The 15,308-nt window shown below is 42.7% G+C and carries 17 protein-coding genes, 1 pseudogene and 2 riboswitches; of the genes and pseudogenes, 5 read left to right on the forward strand and 13 right to left on the reverse strand.

Annotated features, from left to right (window positions below; genetic code table 11):
• Positions 1–1,839 (forward strand): DNA ligase D, encoded by a 1,839-nt coding sequence (locus tag QA442_RS15270; RefSeq protein ID WP_095431443.1) that lies wholly within the window; start codon positions 1–3, stop codon positions 1,837–1,839.
• Positions 1,840–1,858: 19 nt separating this feature from the next.
• On the opposite strand, the gene QA442_RS15275 is transcribed toward QA442_RS15270, so the two are convergent.
• Entirely contained in the window at positions 1,859–2,872 is a 1,014-nt protein-coding gene (locus QA442_RS15275) for a glycosyltransferase family 2 protein (protein WP_071580602.1), read from the reverse strand.
• A 12-nt stretch (positions 2,873–2,884) separates the two neighbouring features.
• Positions 2,885–4,579: a DUF6044 family protein gene (locus QA442_RS15280; protein WP_071580601.1), complete on the reverse strand. Its 1,695-nt coding sequence runs from the start codon at positions 4,577–4,579 to the stop codon at positions 2,885–2,887.
• 192 nt (positions 4,580–4,771) lie between these two features.
• Between QA442_RS15280 and QA442_RS15285 the strand changes: the two genes are divergently transcribed.
• Entirely contained in the window at positions 4,772–5,584 is an 813-nt protein-coding gene (locus tag QA442_RS15285) for a metallophosphoesterase (protein WP_095431444.1), read from the forward strand.
• Between the two features lie 27 nt (positions 5,585–5,611).
• Here the strand turns inward: QA442_RS15285 and QA442_RS15290 are convergent, their stop codons facing one another.
• Complete coding sequence (locus QA442_RS15290; protein ID WP_040083805.1) at positions 5,612–6,163, reverse strand: YkoP family protein; 552 nt, start codon at positions 6,161–6,163, stop codon at positions 5,612–5,614.
• Between the two features lie 91 nt (positions 6,164–6,254).
• Here QA442_RS15290 and QA442_RS15295 point away from each other — a divergent pair.
• Positions 6,255–7,384 (forward strand): annotated as a pseudogene (locus tag QA442_RS15295) (MGDG synthase family glycosyltransferase).
• Positions 7,385–7,389: 5 nt separating this feature from the next.
• On the opposite strand, the gene QA442_RS15300 reads toward QA442_RS15295, so the two are convergent.
• The 3 genes from QA442_RS15300 to QA442_RS15310 all read right to left on the reverse strand — a co-directional run bounded on the left by QA442_RS15300 (position 7,390) and on the right by QA442_RS15310 (position 8,412).
• Positions 7,390–7,854, reverse strand: a complete 465-nt coding sequence (locus QA442_RS15300; protein WP_003232536.1) for a MarR family winged helix-turn-helix transcriptional regulator — start codon at positions 7,852–7,854, stop codon at positions 7,390–7,392.
• 132 nt (positions 7,855–7,986) lie between these two features.
• Positions 7,987–8,169, reverse strand: coding sequence for a stress response protein YkoL (gene ykoL, locus QA442_RS15305; RefSeq protein ID WP_014663719.1), 183 nt, complete (start codon positions 8,167–8,169; stop codon positions 7,987–7,989).
• Positions 8,170–8,256: 87 nt separating this feature from the next.
• Positions 8,257–8,412 carry a hypothetical protein gene (locus QA442_RS15310; protein ID WP_052438165.1) on the reverse strand — a complete coding sequence of 52 codons (156 nt, stop codon included), beginning with the start codon at positions 8,410–8,412 and terminating at the stop codon, positions 8,257–8,259.
• A gap of 193 nt (positions 8,413–8,605) precedes the next feature.
• On the opposite strand from QA442_RS15310, the gene QA442_RS15315 reads away from it, so the two are divergent.
• Positions 8,606–8,938 (forward strand): MerR family transcriptional regulator, encoded by a 333-nt coding sequence (locus tag QA442_RS15315; protein ID WP_003232541.1) that lies wholly within the window; start codon positions 8,606–8,608, stop codon positions 8,936–8,938.
• 42 nt (positions 8,939–8,980) lie between these two features.
• On the opposite strand, the gene mgtE is transcribed toward QA442_RS15315, so the two are convergent.
• The 7 genes from mgtE to ykoG all read right to left on the reverse strand — a co-directional run bounded on the left by mgtE (position 8,981) and on the right by ykoG (position 14,393).
• Complete coding sequence (mgtE, locus tag QA442_RS15320) at positions 8,981–10,336, reverse strand: magnesium transporter (protein WP_014663717.1); 1,356 nt, start codon at positions 10,334–10,336, stop codon at positions 8,981–8,983.
• A 17-nt stretch (positions 10,337–10,353) separates the two neighbouring features.
• On the reverse strand, positions 10,354–10,476 hold the full coding sequence (locus QA442_RS15325) for a hypothetical protein (protein ID WP_071580598.1): 123 nt from the start codon (positions 10,474–10,476) through the stop codon (positions 10,354–10,356).
• Between the two features lie 90 nt (positions 10,477–10,566).
• A riboswitch (M-box (ykoK) riboswitch) is annotated at positions 10,567–10,732 on the reverse strand.
• 107 nt (positions 10,733–10,839) lie between these two features.
• Complete coding sequence (locus tag QA442_RS15330; RefSeq protein ID WP_071580597.1) at positions 10,840–10,977, reverse strand: transcriptional regulator SplA domain-containing protein; 138 nt, start codon at positions 10,975–10,977, stop codon at positions 10,840–10,842.
• An 80-nt stretch (positions 10,978–11,057) separates the two neighbouring features.
• Complete coding sequence (locus QA442_RS15335; RefSeq protein WP_095431446.1) at positions 11,058–11,570, reverse strand: PepSY domain-containing protein; 513 nt, start codon at positions 11,568–11,570, stop codon at positions 11,058–11,060.
• 91 nt (positions 11,571–11,661) lie between these two features.
• Entirely contained in the window at positions 11,662–12,342 is a 681-nt protein-coding gene (locus QA442_RS15340; protein WP_095431447.1) for a PepSY domain-containing protein, read from the reverse strand.
• A complete protein-coding gene (locus QA442_RS15345; RefSeq protein ID WP_095431448.1) occupies positions 12,339–13,703 on the reverse strand; it encodes a sensor histidine kinase in 1,365 nt (454 codons plus the stop codon). The genes QA442_RS15340 and QA442_RS15345 overlap by 4 nt, the downstream gene beginning before the upstream one ends.
• A gap of 3 nt (positions 13,704–13,706) precedes the next feature.
• Positions 13,707–14,393 (reverse strand): two-component system response regulator YkoG, encoded by a 687-nt coding sequence (gene ykoG, locus QA442_RS15350; protein WP_071580593.1) that lies wholly within the window; start codon positions 14,391–14,393, stop codon positions 13,707–13,709.
• A gap of 101 nt (positions 14,394–14,494) precedes the next feature.
• Positions 14,495–14,607, forward strand: a riboswitch (TPP riboswitch).
• 97 nt (positions 14,608–14,704) lie between these two features.
• Between ykoG and thiU the strand changes: the two genes are divergently transcribed.
• The gene (thiU, locus tag QA442_RS15355; protein WP_095431449.1) at positions 14,705–15,307 is read left to right on the forward strand and encodes an HMP/thiamine ABC transporter substrate-binding protein ThiU; all 603 of its coding nucleotides are present in this window, start codon (positions 14,705–14,707) and stop codon (positions 15,305–15,307) included.
• Position 15,308 lies beyond the last annotated feature (1 nt).

Here is a 15,308-nt window from a genome sequence, read left to right on the forward strand (position 1 = left end):
ATGGCGTTAACCATGCAGCCGGTCCTTACTTCGTCACCGCCAATCGGAGAAGAATGGCGTTACGAAGTTAAATATGACGGGTACCGATGTATTCTTCGCATCCATTCTTCAGGTGTGACCTTAACCAGCAGAAATGGTGTGGAGCTCAACAGCACCTTCCCTGAAATCACACAATTCGCCAAAACCGTCTTTCAGCCTATAGAAAAAGAATTTCCGCTGACACTTGATGGAGAAATCGTATGTTTGGTGAATCCTTGTCGTGCAGATTTTGAACATCTTCAAGTACGGGGACGTTTAAAAAGGCCAGACAAGATTCAGGAATCGGCAAACGCGAGGCCGTGCTGCTTTCTCGCTTTTGACTTATTAGAGAGAAACGGAGAAGATGTAACGCTTCTTTCGTATTTGGACCGTAAAAAATCGCTGTATGACCTCATGTCCGCAGCAAAGCTTCCTGCGTCTCCAGACCCTTACGCAAAGGAAACCATCCAATATATCCCCTGTTACGATCATTTTGATCAACTCTGGGAAATGGTAATGAAATATGACGGAGAAGGAATTGTAGCGAAAAAAACAAACAGCAAATGGCTTGGAAAGAAGCGGTCGTCCGATTGGCTCAAATATAAAAACTTTAAACAAGCACATGTTTGCATAACAGGCTTCAACCCTAACAATGGGTTTCTGACGGTGTCCGTATTAAAAAACGGGATCATGACACCGATTGCCTCTGTCTCCCACGGAATGCGTGATGAGGAAAAAAGCGCGATACGAGAGATTATGGAACAGCACGGACATCAAGCACCTTCTGGCGAATTTACGCTTGAACCTTCTATTTGTGCAACTGTTCAATACTTAACGATTCTTCAAGGCACACTAAGAGAGTTATCGTTTGTCGGTTTCGAATTCCAAATGGACTGGACCGAATGCACGTATGCGCAAGTCATACGCCACTCCAAACCGGTTCACCCAAAGCTTCAGTTCACAAGCCTGGATAAAATCATATTTGAAAAGAATAAAAAAACAAAAGAAGATTTTATTCAGTATATGATTGAAGTCAGTGACTACCTGTTTCCATTTCTGAAAAACCGTGCTGTCACCGTCATTCGCTATCCGCATGGAGCTAGGAGCGAATCATTTTTCCAAAAAAACAAGCCGGACTATGCGCCGGATTTTGTTCAATCTTTCTATGACGGAAGCCATGAGCATATTGTCTGCGAGGATATGTCTACGTTGTTATGGCTTTGCAACCAGCTTGCTTTGGAGTTTCACGTTCCTTTTCAAACCATTAGAAGCAGGCGTCCGGCTGAGATTGTCATTGATTTAGACCCGCCTTCGCGAGATGACTTTATTATGGCCGTTCAGGCTGCAAATGAACTGAAGCGGCTGTTTGACTCCTTTGGCATTACTTCGTACCCGAAGCTGTCCGGCAACAAAGGCATCCAGCTTTATATTCCCTTGTCTTTTGAGGCTTTCACGTATGAAGAAACACGCCAATTTACACAGCTGATTGCCGAGTACTGCACCAATGCATTTCCCGAGCTATTTACCACTGAACGCTTGATTAAAAACAGGCACGGCAAATTGTATCTTGATTATTTGCAGCATGCAGAAGGAAAAACGATTATCTGTCCCTATTCGACGAGAGGAAATGAGCTCGGGACTGTCGCGGCACCGCTTTACTGGCATGAAGTCCAATCATCTTTAACACCCGATCTGTTTACAATTGATACCGTCATTGATCGGATTAAGAAAAAGGGCTGTCCATTTTTTGATTTTTACCGCAACCCGCAGGACGAACCTCTTAGCGCTATATTACATCAGTTGAAAAAAAGAGCTGACTAATGAAGTCAGCTCTTTCCGTTTAACTGTACTTTTTCTCTAATCGCTCTTTTTCCTGGCGCTGAAGCGGGCTCAGCGGCTCATTATACAAATCGATATCAATCGCGTATTTCGGGCGTCTTTTCACTTCGGAAAATATCGTCCCGATATACTCTCCGATAATCCCAATTCCCATCAATTGCAGCCCGCCCAAAAACCAAATGGAAATGATGAGAGACGCCCAGCCTGCATTCGTATGGCCGAGCAGCTTTTGAATAAACGCGCCAATCCCTGCCACAGCGCTGAGAAAAAATAAAACAAATCCCAATAGCGTAAAGAATCGAATTGGTGCGACACTGAATGATGTAATCCCGTTAAAAGCGAATGACAGCATTTTTTTCAGCGGATATTTCGTTTTGCCGGCAAAGCGTTCCTTGCGGTCATACAACACTTCGGCTGACTTAAAACCGATCATGGGAACAATGCCTCTTAAAAACAAATTCGCTTCTGGATAACGCTCAAGCTCTTCAAGGGATCTTTTATTCATTAAACGAAAATCAGCATGATTATAAATTAATTTAATTCCAAGCTTATTCATGAGGCGATAAAATCCTAATGCGGTCGTGCGTTTGAAAAAGGTATCGGTTTTTCTGCTCCGGCGGACACCGTACACGATCTCGCAGCCTTCATGATATTTCAGCATAAAATCCCGGATCACAGAGATGTCGTCCTGAAGATCAGCATCAATCGAAATGACACAGTCTGACCTATTCTTCGCTTTATGAAGTCCGGCTAAAAGCGCTTTTTGGTGGCCGACATTGCAGGCTAATTTTAAGCCGGTAACCTTCTTGTTTCTTATGCTCTCCATGGCAATCAAAGCCCAAGTGCGGTCTTTGCTGCCATCATCGACGAATAGAATTTTACTGTTCTCGGCAATTAATTTCTCTTCAATTAAATCGTCTATAACCTCTGTCAGCTGACGGCTTGTTTCTTGAAACACTTCCTCTTCATTGAAACACGGGACGACGATGGTTAATACTGGCTGTGGCTGTTTCAATCGATATCCTCCTTATCTTGTTTCATATAAATAAATGCGCCAAGCGGAATCCTTATGGTCAAACGTCTTGACAAGCGCAAGATGGTTTTGTTCAGCATTCATGATCGGAACTGAAGAAAAAATGTACCGTCCGCCCATTTTTTTAAATACATCTGTATTTAATTGAAGATTGTTGATCGTTTTCTTCGAGTTCTTTTTGAAATCGTATCGTTTACCGAGTTCATCGACAAAAAGGTAGCAGCGGCTGCCCCACTCATCAAAATATTGTTTCAGCCGAGTGTTTTTTTCCAGCTCTTTTTCGATGATTTTCCTAAATTCATATTTATAAGAAAGTGGATATAGATTGTTATACGTATCTAACGTATAAAACCCGTTATATTGGGCAATAGACGGATGCAGGCCGATGCTCGCCACCCTGTACGAATCTTGCGGGCGTCCGATAAATTCCTTAATCTCGTTGAATTGCTCGGATGCATAAAACTCCCTAAATGTCGGCGCGTTGTAATGAACACCATACGTATACTCTTCATTAAAAGGCGCCAGCACCATCAGCTGTGCAGCGACCGCGGCGTACACAAGCCATTTCCACCCTTTCCCCATCCGCCAAATAAGATATAAAGCAAGCGCAAAGCTCACGTATATAACAAGCGGTCGCAGAAAATGAAATCGGGCAAAATTAAATTCTGCTAAAAAGGCAAATGTCTGCTTAGGCACTGCCCAAATTTTGTTAAACCAAAACGCATACCATAATGACAGTCCGTAATTAAGCACACATAAAAACAGATAAACATTTTCTGGCTTTGTCCGATTTCGTTTGAACAGCAGAGCAGCAAATACGAGCAGCAGAATCGGGAGGATGACAACGGTATGAACGGTCATCACATGATTATGGCCATAGACAAAGTTTTTTACGGATAGTCGAAGAGAATGCCAAACGTCATGCCTGGATGAGATAAATTCAATCCGATGCATCGGTGCATGCTCAAACAACATCGAATAGACAAGCCGATATTCAACGAAAAGATAGATACTCGTCATAAATGCAATACTGCCTAAGAAAATCAGATTCCATCTTCTTTTTGTAATGGCATCATACAGCCAAAAACACGCCATTCCTGCCAGGAAAAAGAAGAAGCCTAACACAAAGCTTGAATATAAAGGAAGCAGTCCGAGCGTCAGCCATTCTCTCCATGAGATATCCCCTTTTCGGATATTTAAAAAAGCCCACAGTGCCAAAGGGTACCCAAGCGTACTCAGCATTCCCGAAGGCCAGAAAGGTGTTAAGGCAAATGCAAGAGATACGCCAATTCGGATGAAAGCCGCTTTTGGTTCCGGGATCACATGTTTCTTCAGCAGCACATACATTCCATAAAAAGCGACAACTCTTGTAACCGTTTGGCTTATTGCATAGGCGGTCATGGAAGAAAAGAATGCATGAAGCCAAACAATGCCGCTCCACTCGGTGCCAAAGGCATCCCGTGGCAGCCCGTTAATGATTTGCGGAATGGCAGCGTCAACCTTGCCGACGATTTCTCCGCTATCGGCAAGAACCTTGTACCACGCGATGTTGGAATCTAAATTATCGTGGACTCGGATATGGGCATCTTCCTTTAAAATAAAAAGCGGGGATACATACAGCAAAAGAAGAAATAATGCGATCCAGAGATAATATGTTTCTTTTTTTTGTTGTCTCATCAACCGTAACATTGCTTACACATCCATTTGTTATTCTGACTCCGTCGGCATGTTCTGCCTCATGTGTCAAAATTTATTATCCCTTTTCCCTTCCAAATCATTCATCATATGACAATCCGTTTTTCTGCCTGTCTCTACCCATTAATTCCCGCTATCCATAGTGCTTGATCACTTACTATACTGATAGCAGGGAGGGGATATATTTTGTTTACAATCTTACTTTCATTGGCCATACTCGTATTTGTACCATTTCTATATAAAGCGAACCGCAATACAAAAGATGTGAAGGTCAACACCATTTCAATCGATCAAAAAGACGGCCTTCCAGCCAGAAAAAAATTAAATATCCTTCATTTATCAGATCTTCACTTGGAAAACATTTCAGTCTCACCTGAGGAGCTGTATCTTTTAACAAAAGATCAGCCTGTGGACATCATTGCTCTTACCGGGGATTTTCTTGATCGGAAACGTAATATTCCGAAGCTGGCAGGTTACTTGAACGCCTTGCAAAAGCTGAAGCCTGCATATGGAATGTACGCGGTGTTCGGTAACCACGATTATGTATTGAAAGAAAGAGACTTTCAGAGGCTGAAGCGTGTTTTAGAGGAAAACGGCTGTATCACGCTTCAAAATGAACATGTTCGAATCGAGACGGCTGCTGGACCAATCAATATTATTGGCATTGATGATTACAGTACGAATCGCAGTAATATCACCGGCTCTTATCAAAGTTTAGAAAACGGCTATCAGCTTGTACTAACACATGACCCAAATATTATTCTGGATATGAAAGATGTTCATTATGATTACCTGCTGTCAGGCCATTTTCACGGCGGGCAAATCCACTGGCCAAAACCGTATCATTTGGTGAAAATGGGCAAGCTCGTGCGCATGAACATGATTAAAGGTCTTCATTATCATCATGATAAGCCATTTTATATCAGCGAAGGCTTGGGACAAACCGGCGTAAATATCCGTGTCGGAAGCCGCCCTGAAGTGACATTTCATCAGATTTAAGCAAAAAAGACTGTGCTGACCGAGGCATCAGTCTTTTTTTTGATAGGTTTTCTGCAGCTTTTCTTTTGAGATCAACAAATAGGATGAATTCGGTAAATGCCGCAAGCTCACAGGCTTTGAAGTCAAATATAAAATCGGCACATGGGACATTTTTTTAAAGCATCTGTAAAAAGGGTTCACCGGGGTGATCACATCAAAGCCGAGCCTTTTTACACCTTTGTCAAGCATCGTAATCCCAATGATTCCTTTGATTTTCTCGCTTTTTTTATGATTGTTGATATAGTCAAGAAGAAGCGGCATTGATTGATATACTTTCTGATAAATAATGATTCCTTTTCTGACCGTACTCTCAATGCTTTGCAGTTCTCTTATCAGCTTAATATTGTGCAGATGGATTTTAACGAGCACATCATTTTTTTTAATATGCGTTCCGTCGCTCAGCACGACATGATGTCCTTTATACTTCGTCAGCCTGACTCGAAAAACGCTTTTTTGCTCTTTGTCAATCAAGCTTAGCCTAGAAAAAAAGAAATAAATCGGGTCAAGCATTTTCCAAATGGAAAGGAAACAGGTTTTCATCTTTTCACCTTCCTTATGATCAAAAACACCCTTATATTTTGTGAGCGTTCTCCCCAAAATATAGTTGCCATATTTTTTTGGGAGGACTGTCATGAAAAACATTCTCATTTTTCCTTTTTTAAGCATTTCCATCGGTCATCATCATGTCGCTGATGCATTGCAGGCTGAATTAGAGTCTCAGGGGCTTGCAGCTGAGAACATTGATATCTTTTCACATGCGTATAGGCGGTTAGAAAAACTGTCCTCCGCGGCTTATTTAAAATGGATTCAATACTTCCCGAAAACGTATAGCGGCATTTACCGGCTGCTCGCCTGCGGAGAATATCAGCATGACAAACGCTATTCCATGTACGAATGGCTGTTCACACAGCAAATGAGGCACATCCTCCAAGAAAAACAGCCTGATTTCGCCTTCTGCACACATGCGCTGCCTTCTTATCTGCTGAACCGGCTAAAGCCTGAATATCCGAATCTGACGGTTGTGAATGTATACACTGATTTTTTCGTGAATCAATTATGGGGACGGAAGAACATTGATTACCATTTTGTTCCGAGCACCGAAGTAAAGAAGCAGCTCATATCAGAGGGGATCGATCAGAAAAACATATACTTGACCGGCATACCCGTTCACCGAATGTTTGAAATGGGATCAGCAGATGCCTGTCAGCATCATCCGCCATATACCATCATCATCACAGGAGGCAGTATGGGAGTCGGGGGAATGTTAAAATGGGTGCAGAAACTGTCGCCAGGCGGAAAGATCTTATACAAAATATTATGCGGCAGAAACGAAAAGCTCTACTGCTATGTCAAAAGTTTACACCACCCTTTAATTGAGGCGATTCCTTACCTTCACAGCAAAGCAGAGATGAACCGTTTGTACGAACAGGCGGCAGGCATCATGACAAAACCCGGAGGCGTGACCATCAGTGAATGCTTACAGAAGCGGCTCCCCGTATTTATTTATCATGCACTGCCGGGACAGGAGGAAATGAATTTGAACCTTTTAAAAGAAAGGAAGCTTGTCATAGATATGAGAAACTGGGATGTACAAAAAGCAGAAGAACGTTTTGCGGTATTTTTTCAATCAAGTGAACTGATGAAGAAATATCAAACACACGTCAATGGATATCTTGACGAAATGTCTGATAGGAAGATTGAAGATGTTTTAAGGAGAATCCTATGACACAAAAAAACACTCTCCTGAAACAGAGAGTGTAGAGTCGTTAACGAAACAGCAAATGCTGGCTGTGTATGCCCGCTTTCTTGAGCAGGACGATCAGCTGGTCCTGTTCATCAGGCGAAAGGCCTGAAAACGCTCTCGCAATTCGCAGAGCATGGATCGGATAAATTTTATCCAAATACTCATTTCCCTTGTCAGTTAAATGTGCGTAAACGGAGCGTTTATCTTTCGGGTCCTGCTCCCTTACTAAAAACCCGTTTCTTTCTAGTTTGTCAATAACATATGTGACGTTTCCGCTTACAAGCAGAAGTCTCGACCCAATTTGCTGCAATTTTTGCGGGCCTCTTGTGTACAGGAGCTCCAGTACAGCAAATTCAGTGGGATTAAAACCGTGCTCTTTGCTATCTCGGATACTATGTTCGGACACACTTTTGAAAGCCCTTGCAAAAACTCTGTACAAATTCATCGCACGCTCAACTTCTTCTTCGTTAAACGATAATCTCATCATATCTACCTCGTATATAGGATTTTTATAAAAAAATAATGAAAACCCTTACATATAATAAGAGTTCAGTCCCTTACTATACGTGTTCGCTATAATTCGAGAAATTCCTTCTAAAAGCAAAAAAATCCTTATACATTATCTTGTATAAGGATAATTTCTGTGATTTGTAATGCTTCGAAAGAAATAAGCATATTCTTTCCGAAGCTCAGAAATCGTCATTTTGTTCATGACCTCTTTATTATAAACCCCAATTTGATAGAGTTTTTCAGAATAATGGCTTCGTTCTTTTTCTAAAGCGGTTTTCAATAAATTACTCATAGCGTCCTCCTTCATTTTGAGGTATCCTATACAAAAGATACTCTATTTAAATGAACGTGGTATGAATCTAATGTAAAGAATTTATGTTTACGAAGATTTACGGTACCGTCCGTTTTGAACGGATCTTAATAATTGAAAAGCCTGTTCTCCGGCAAGCTGCATAAACGTCTCCAGCATTTCATCACGCTTGATATCCAACTCGATAATTTCTTTTGCCAGTGAGACCGCTTTTTCTTCCTCCATGATTATCCTTCCTCCTCGTTTGTTCGTTACATAAAGGATAAAACGCGCTTGTATGTTACGCATTATTCTTGTTAATTTTTCTTCCGTATTTTTTCAAAAATCTTCTATTTGATGTTAGAAAATATGACAAGCGTCAGGTTTTTTCTCTTTGTTTTTTATATACTATTATCAAAAGACATCCAGGGGTGGAAAAATGACCACAGAAGATCATTCTTATAAAGACAAAAAAGTGATTTCAATCGGAATTGTGAGTGAATTGACAGGATTGTCCGTAAGACAGATCAGGTATTATGAGGAACGAAAACTCATTTACCCGCAGCGTTCTTCAAGGGGGACAAGAAAATACTCCTTTGCCGATGTGGAGCGGCTGATGGATATCGCCAATAAGCGTGAAGACGGTGTACAGACGGCAGAGATTTTAAAGGATATGCGCAAAAAAGAACAGATGTTAAAAAACGATCCGCAAGTGCGGAAAAAAATGCTGGAAGGGCAGCTTAATGCTCACTTTCGGTACAAAAACCGTTAAATGATAAAAGTCCGGCTCGCAGTTGAGACGGACTTTTTATATTTATAATGAGTGTATGAATGCAGTGGCAATGCCAAAGTAGATTAATAAAGATAAAATATCGTTTAACGTTGTAATCAGCGGTCCAGAAGCAATCGCCGGGTCTACTTTCAGTTTGTGCAAAATAATAGGGATAATCGTTCCTGACATCGTGCCGATGATTAAGGTTAAAAACAGTGAAGAAGCAACAACAAATCCCAAAAGCGCATTCCCCTGCCATATGATGGAGACAATCGCGATTAGCACAGAACAAACCGCTCCGATAAAAATACTTGTTCTGAACTCCCGGAAGATCAGGCGCACAATCGTTTTTTTGTTCATTTCTTCTTTAGACAAACCTCTGATGACAACCGCGAGAGATTGTGTTCCCGTATTTCCTGTCATCCCTGACACCATCGGCATGAAAAACGCAAGCGCGACAACCTGCTTCAGCGCATCCTCAAAATAGCTGATAATGCTTCCTGAAATCAGCCCGATAAACAAGAGTAAAATCAACCATGGCAGGCGCCGGTATGCCGCAACGTAAGCTTTTGTGTCAAAGGTGATGTCTTTACCGGAAGCGGCAAATTTTTCGTAATCCTCATCAGCTTCCCGAATGACGACGTCGATAATATCATCAACCGTTACAATGCCGACAAGCACGTTGTTTTCTTCTACAACCGGTATTGCCAAGAAATCGTAACGTTCAATCAGGCGGGCAACTTCTTCCTGGTCCTGAAGAGCATCTGCTGATATGACGCGGGTAAACATTAAATCCTGCACCTTTTCTTCAGGTTCACCCAGGATCAAATCGCGGTAGGAAAGAACCCCAACCAGCTGTTTGCTTTCATTAATAACATATAAGTAGTTGATCGATTCAGCGATTTCAGCGAAGCTTTTCAATTTGACGACCGCGTCTTTCACCGTGTAATGCTGAGGAATCCACACATACCGGTTTGTCATCATGCGTCCTGCTGAGTCAGCCGGATAATTCATCAAGAGCTGTACAGCTTTTGACTCTGACGCTTCCATGCTGGACAAAAGCTGCTCCTTCAGTTCTTCATCCATTTCTTCAAGCAATTGTGCGAGGTCATCGTTGTCCATTTTGTTCATCGCCAGTGTTGCTTTTGTTTTCCCGACTTTATTTAAGACGGCAAGCTGAAATTCGCGTTCCAGCTCCCCGATCATATCAGTGATATCGTCTACAGTTAAATAAGATAAATAGCGGGCGCGGTGTTTTTCCGGCATTTCTTTAAAAATAAACGCCATGTCATAGGGCTGAAGCTCATCAATAACGCTTCTGAAATCCCTGATTTTCCCGTCTCGCAATAAAATAATGATGCGTAAAATGAGTTCGTCATAGGTCATGTTTTGAACCATCGGGACTCGTACCTCCTCTACGGAGACGTGCCGGCCTCGCCAGAAGGTGCGGCAGTTCGTCTCCTCATCGTGTAATCAATTGCCTTGCTGTCATAGTATATGGGTACTTCTTCAGATTGACTCGAATGGGGAGAATCCATACTCCGCACCTCCTTTGATTGGGTTCGTTTTAAAGGCATAAAAAAAGCCTTCAGGATTGAAGGTGAAAGAAGCACGGCAAAAAAGCGTGCGGGCGCCTTCAATCGTAGAGCTTTAGCACTGTATGGCATAGGACAATCATCCAGCTGCATTAAAAATCACCTTATGTCGATGATTTCTGTTGACCCATTGGCGTCTTTGGACATTTTTGGGCAGCAGCGTATCTCCATACAGGAGCCTCACCTAACGAAGTTCCTAATTGAATTGACACACTGAGATTACAGAAAAAAACAAGCTGTGTCAACTCAAAAAAGTAATAAATGCGCTTACATCACAATTACGGAACAAAACAAGGGCCTAAGCCCTTATTCTGTTGTTTGTTTCTCGTCATCTTCAGAAAGCAAATGATACGTTTCATGAAGAAATAAAGCGTACTCTCCATCCTTCGTTGGATGAGGGACATATTCAGCCTGATTGATGTATTGCTCCTCTTTCTTTTCCATGTGTTTCGCCTCCTTTTCACTTAGATTGTCCAAAAGAAGGTTTCTTATCATGAAAAACCCCCGCTGCAGCGGGGGTTTGATTAGTCGTCTATCTCAGTTTTGATCATGCGTCCATCCTTTGCGGAAATTTCAAATTCTGTCTCAGTTCCTTGTTTCGTTTGGATTTCAATTTCATAGATGTAAACACCGTCATCTTCGTCCAGCTTACTTTCTGTTACGGTTCCATCTGTTCGCCTTAAAGCAATTTCTTCCGCTTCTTCTTTTGTTATGGCAACTTGTTCTGCTTTCTCCTTTAACGGGTCATTAAGCGCTTGTTTTGTATGAATATCTACATAAACGTCGTAGTCTTCACCCGCTTTTTCAATCTCCACTTCATAGACTTCTTTGCCATTGTAAAGCTCTCTGTCAATGTCTTCTACGTTGCCGGCAACAACTTTTTTAGCAATTGATTCTGCTTGTTGTTCAGTGAGTGCATCCGTCTTAGAAGAAGGCTGACTGTTTCCATTGTTTTCTTTGGCAAACGCGTTGTAGCTGAATCCTCCAGCCGCTAGGCACCCTGCTAAAAGCCCGACCATCCATCTTTTCTTGAGCATTTGTGAGTCCTCCTTTGTTTTGTATGAGTACAGTTTACACACTCAACATGAAAGGAAAACGAGAGCAAGATGAGAATTTGATGAGAAACCTTTAGTCTTCATAGACAATGTTAGCTACCTTACCTGTGTAGGCATTGATCTTCACTGTCGCTTCTTTATCATCAGGAAGATCAACATCCACTTCAAAGATGAGAGTGCCCTCACTTTCTTCGAGATCTGCGTCATCCGCTGTCCCGCCCGTTTCTCGCTCTGCAATTGTTTTGGCTTCTTTTTTCGTAATCGGTGTTTTTTGTTGGTCTTTATTGCTGATTTGATCGGCAGACAAGACTGTTTTTGTCTGCATATCTACCTTCACTTCGTATGTTTTTCCGTCTTCTTTATGAATGATATATGTGGCAACGCGATTCTTGTGTGTTCGTTTTTTGACCGTACCCGGCACCCGCTTAAGCGCGAGATGCTCGGCTTCTTTTTCTGTCATAACAGATGGATTCATCGCTTTTACTCTATTCATTGAAAGAATGTCAGCTGATGTTGCGTCAGCTTTTAGAAAATAAGTTCCCTTGGGATTTTCAAGGGTCATTTCATATGTTTTTTTATCCTTTGACTGTGTTGATTTCGTGACCTTGCCTTCATAAGAGGTTTCGACTTTTTTTATGACAGCCTCTTTTGAAAGTACGTCCTCATGGGTATGCCGAATGATGAGAAACGTACAGATGGTAACGGCTAAAACTGCTGCTGCAGCAAAAGATACTGCTTTTATTGGTTTGTTCATCGGCCTCCCCCATTCTGTTCACTGAATTGCATGGTGACAGCTGTTCCTTGTCCCGGCTTGCTTTTGACAGATAGCTCAATGCCATGCTCATCGGCGATTTGCTTGGCAATGGAAAGGCCTAAACCCGTTCCGCCTGTTTTTCTGTTCCGTGCCTCATCTGCCCGGTAGAACCGTTCGAACAAATGCGGGATATGTTCCTCAGGTATCCCGATACCTTCATCCCTTACTGACAGAAACGGCTGTCCATCCTTCGTTCCGGCTGATATCACAATGGCTTTTTCACTATACTTTATGGCATTATCGAGCAAAATGGTCAGCAGCTGCTTGATGCGTTCTTCATCAGCTGTTACAGGCAGGCTCTTTTTATCTGTTTCGAGTAAAATGTCGCGCTGATAGACAGGCTGGAGCGTTTGCGTGACGGCGCGCGACACTTCAATCAAATCGATTGTTTTCAGATCAACCTCGAGTCCTTGATGGCTTTTGGCCAGCGCCAAAAGCTGATTGGTCAGTTTCTTCATATGCACCGTTTCTGCATGAATGGCTTCTATCGATTCCTCAAGCACTTCCGGCTTTTTTGCCCCCCATCGCTTCATCAGGCTGCTGTAACTTTCTATAATGGTGAGCGGAGTTTTTAATTCGTGTGAAGCATCTTGAACGAATTGCTGCTGTTTATCGTAGTGCTCTTTCAGCATCATCGCCATCTCATTAAATGTCAGCCCCATTTGATACAATTCATCGTGCGACTGTCCCTCTAAAGAAATCGTTTTGAATGCTTTCTCTCGCTGTATGTCTCTCATGGTCATCATTAATCGTCTGATCGGATTGATAATACGGCGGGCGAGCAAGCTGCCGGCAAAAAAAGAAGCAATGCAAACAGCGGCACTTGCAGCGATTAAGATGATTTTCAACAGAAACAGGCTCTCTTCTGTATTCTCCTGCCTTTCCACCAATTGAAGAGAAACCACTTGTCCATCGGTCCAAATCACCGGAATTGCAGCCTCAGCAAACAGCTTGCCGTCATGATTCCTCACATCTGCCATTTCCCCGCTGTGAAAAGAGAGAGGAAAATCTTTATACGCTTTTTCTTTTGTGATCGTCATGATGGCTTTTTGATCACCATTCACTACACGCACCATGCCATTTGCCGGCAGGTAGGCCTGCAGCATGTCCTGCATAGCCACTCCTTCTGTTTCAGCAGCATGCAGCGCTTCGGCCATGTTATCCGTCTCATCAGCAAGCCGGGCCGCATCCTTTGATGTCAGCGCAGACGAAAAAATGAGATATACTGCGGTATGAACCAAAATTAATAAAATCAACAGTGATATTGATGTGTACAGATGAATCTTGGTTTTCAGCTTCATCGTTTACCCCTTAATGGCATAGCCGACCCCGCGAATCGTATGGATCAGCTGTTTTTCGTAAGGATAGTCCAGTTTTTTTCTGATGTATCTTATGTAGACGTCTACGACATTTGTATCACCGATATAATCAAATCCCCATACCGCGCTTAGAATTTGCTCCCGTGTCAGCACTTGCTGCGGATGCTTTAGCATGTAGACGAGCAAATCAAATTCCCGCGGCGTTAATTCCACCTCTTTGTCTCCGCGTCTCACTTCACGCGTTTTTTCGTTCACCCGTAAATCGTCATATGTAAGAAAGGTGCCGATTTCTTCCGTTTTTGTTCCATTTTGGCGTAGCGCCGCCCTGATTCTCGCAAGTAATTCCTCGATTTCAAACGGCTTGGTGACATAGTCATTCGCACCGATATCCAGACCTGTTACCTTATCAGGAATGCTGTCTCGCGCCGTTAATAAAATGACCGGTGTCTGTTGATCCGTTTTTCTCAAGCGGCGCAGCACTTCTAGTCCGCTGAGCCCCGGCAGCATGACATCAAGAAGCACCAAGGAATACCCGCCTTCCGCGGCCGCATTCAGGCCTTCTGTTCCATTGTGTTTAATGGTCACGCCGTATCCTTCATATTCCAATTCAAGCTGCAGAACCCTGGCGATTTTTTCTTCATCTTCCACAATTAATATGTGTCCTTTGTCCAAATGTGATCATCCTCTCCTGTCCCTATATGAAAAAAATGATTTCGTTGTTTACAAAATGATTCTTATCATCTATTATGATGTCAAAATAAAAAATTGTATACGGAAAGCACTAGGGGTGCTGTTTTGGCTGAGATAAAACGCGGGAGAATCGCGTTTTGATCCCTTATGACCCGATCTGGATAATACCAGCGTGGGGAAGTGCAGGTTGACCGAATGGTGTATTTTTTTGTGCGCTTAATCGATCTATGACTGCATATTCCCTTAGGATATGCAGTTTTTTATTTTATCCAAAAAACAGGAGGCTTTTAGAAATGGAGCATATGTGCGGTACAAGCAGAATCGCCGGTTTTCGCTTCTCTTTATATCCGATGACGGATGATTTTATCAGTGTGATCAAGTCTGCGCTGAAAAAAACAGATACGTCCAAGGTTTGGACGAAAACCGACCATATCAGCACGTTGTTACGCGGATCGATTGATCATGTATTCGATGCCGCAAAAGCCATTTACCTTTATGCAGCAAACAGCGAGACACACATCGTCATGAGTGGCACGTTTTCCATTGGGTGCCCGGGCGACACTCAGGGAGATACATATCTTTCCAAAGACAATAAGCGTGTCAATGAAGATGCTGTCCGAGGCTTGAACGCGGAAGCGCCGTGCCAATTTGCGCTTTATCCAATGAATGAGCCGGATTATATGGGATTGATTATGAAGGCTGTCGACATCGCAAAAGCCCAAGGTACTTTTGTACAGGGTGTCCATTACGCGAGCGAGCTTGACGGGGATGCCCATGACGTATTCAGAACATTGGAAGCCGTTTTCCGCATGGCTGAGCAGCAAACAAACCACATCACCATGACTGTGAATCTTTCGGCTAACAGCCCATCAAGAAAAAACAGAAAGCAGGGATAAC

This window comes from Bacillus stercoris, from assembly GCF_029772985.1.
Taxonomy (GTDB): domain Bacteria; phylum Bacillota; class Bacilli; order Bacillales; family Bacillaceae; genus Bacillus; species Bacillus stercoris.